The sequence below is a fragment of the bacterium genome, assembly GCA_037131655.1.
In the GTDB taxonomy this organism is placed as follows: domain Bacteria; phylum Armatimonadota; class Fimbriimonadia; order Fimbriimonadales; family JBAXQP01; genus JBAXQP01.
Window position 1 is genome coordinate 1 of the sequence record JBAXQP010000405.1, and the last position, 2,011, is coordinate 2,011.

Here is a 2,011-nt window from a genome sequence, read left to right on the forward strand (position 1 = left end):
GTTATGACGCTGCTCGTTTGTATGGTTATGTTGCCAGCGACAGCCGCAGAGCTCACTCGTGTTACGATCTTGAGTCAACGCCCACAGTTGGTCTTGGGGTTTTCTGTGGCAGGACATGAGCATCATCAGGTCTTTGTTTTGCATCACCCAGAACGCGTGGTGATTGATTTAAGCGATACTTATACCCATTTAAATATACAACGATTGCTTCAAGGTTCAGCCTTGATTCGTTCTATTCGTATAGGTCATCCACGGCCTCAATCACTGCGATTGGTGTTTGAAATGAAACAGGCAGTCACCCTAAGAACAGCATCTTGGCAATCGCGCCCCCATGAACAGGCCTGGCGTTTAACGATAATTCCCAATAAAGCTATCCAAAGCGCACCATCCAACAACGCTCGTTATCAAGCTAAACCAAGTGCTGTGATAGTGTCACAAAAGTCATACCCTAAGTTGCACTCTAATCGTGACGTGGTTGTGGTCTTAGATCCAGGTCATGGCGGTAAAGATCCTGGTGCAATAGGCGTAAAACGCACTCACGAAAAGCAAATTGTTTTGGCAATTGCTCGTAGACTCAAAGTGTTGATCGATAAGCAGCCAGGTATGCGTGCGGTTCTTACTAGAGAAGGTGATTATTATGTGGGTTTACGACAAAGAATGACCATTGCTCGTAAGCATAATGCGGATTTGTTCATTGCCATTCATGCGGATGCGTTTGGTAATCATAATTCTCATGGCGCCTCTGTTTTTGCCTTGTCACAAAGAGGTGCTACCTCTGAAGCGGCACGTTGGCTCGCTGAAAAAGAAAATTACTCTGAACTTGGCGGAGTTAATTTGGCCGGGTTAGATGATCGCAATGGTGTTATTCGTGGCGTGTTGCTTGATTTGTCTCAAACCGCCACTATTGGCGCAAGTTTGCAGTTTGGGCATCATGTGTTGTTTGGATTGAATAAAATGACCGACCTGCATAGTCATAAAGTAGAGCAAGCGCGGTTCATGGTGCTGAAATCCCCTGATATTCCATCGGTTTTGATTGAAACAGGGTTTATTTCTAATCAACGAGAAGAAATGAATTTGAACTCAGCGGCCTATCAAATGCGCTTATGTCAGGCAATTGTTACGGGTATTAAACAGTATTTTTGGGAATACCCGCCTCATGGTTCTAGGCTCGAAGCCATGGCATCGAGTCGCCAGTATCAAAGGCAAGCGCAATTGTCTAATTATACTCGAAGGTCCAGACGAGGATGAGAATTCGACAGTTATCTTTGGCGTTGGCAAACCAAATTGCGGCGGGTGAAGTGATTGAGAGACCCGCCTCGGTGATCAAGGAGTTGTTAGAAAATGCACTGGATGCAAAGGCTACCTCAATAGCCATTGAGATAGGTTTTGGCGGTTTAAATTATATGAAAATAAGTGATAATGGCATAGGTATTTGTGCTGAAGACCTGCATTTGGCAATTGCAGCTCACGCCACTTCTAAAATCGAGCATGTAACGGATTTATATCATATTACCACGATGGGTTTTCGGGGCGAGGCGCTGGCAAGTATCGCTTCTGTATCGCGTATGGCGCTTTATTCTAAGACCGCCGATCAGACCCACGGTATGATGTTGTCTACAGATGAGACTGGGATCCGCTTGAAACCTTTTGCACGTACTCAAGGGACAACCATTGAAGTGCGAGATCTATTTTTCAATACCCCAGTGCGAAAGACCTTTCTTAAAACAGAGCGTATGGAATATCAAGCCATAGAATTGGTGGTCAAACAGTTTGCTTTATCTGCACCGAATGTGGCATTGGTTTTGTCTCATAATGGTAAGCAAACGTTAGCTTTACCAGCGGGTCACAGTGAGCAAAGCCATCTACAAAGAGTAAAAAAATTATTTGGGCAAGCCTTCTTGAATGATGTGGTGTTGGTTAATGAACATTATGACAATATGAGCTTGAAAGGTTGGCTGTCACAACGTGATTATCAACGTAGTCAACGAGATAGACAATGGGTATATCTTAA

Annotated in this window: 2 protein-coding genes; both read left to right on the plus strand. The window is 44.3% G+C overall.

Annotated features, from left to right (window positions below; all coding sequences use genetic code 11):
• A partial coding sequence (locus WCO51_13000; GenBank protein MEI6514171.1) for an N-acetylmuramoyl-L-alanine amidase occupies positions 1-1,248 on the plus strand: 1,248 nt, incomplete at its 5' end.
• A partial coding sequence (mutL, locus tag WCO51_13005) for a DNA mismatch repair endonuclease MutL (protein ID MEI6514172.1) occupies positions 1,245-2,011 on the plus strand: 767 nt, incomplete at its 3' end. The genes WCO51_13000 and mutL, both read left to right, overlap by 4 nt.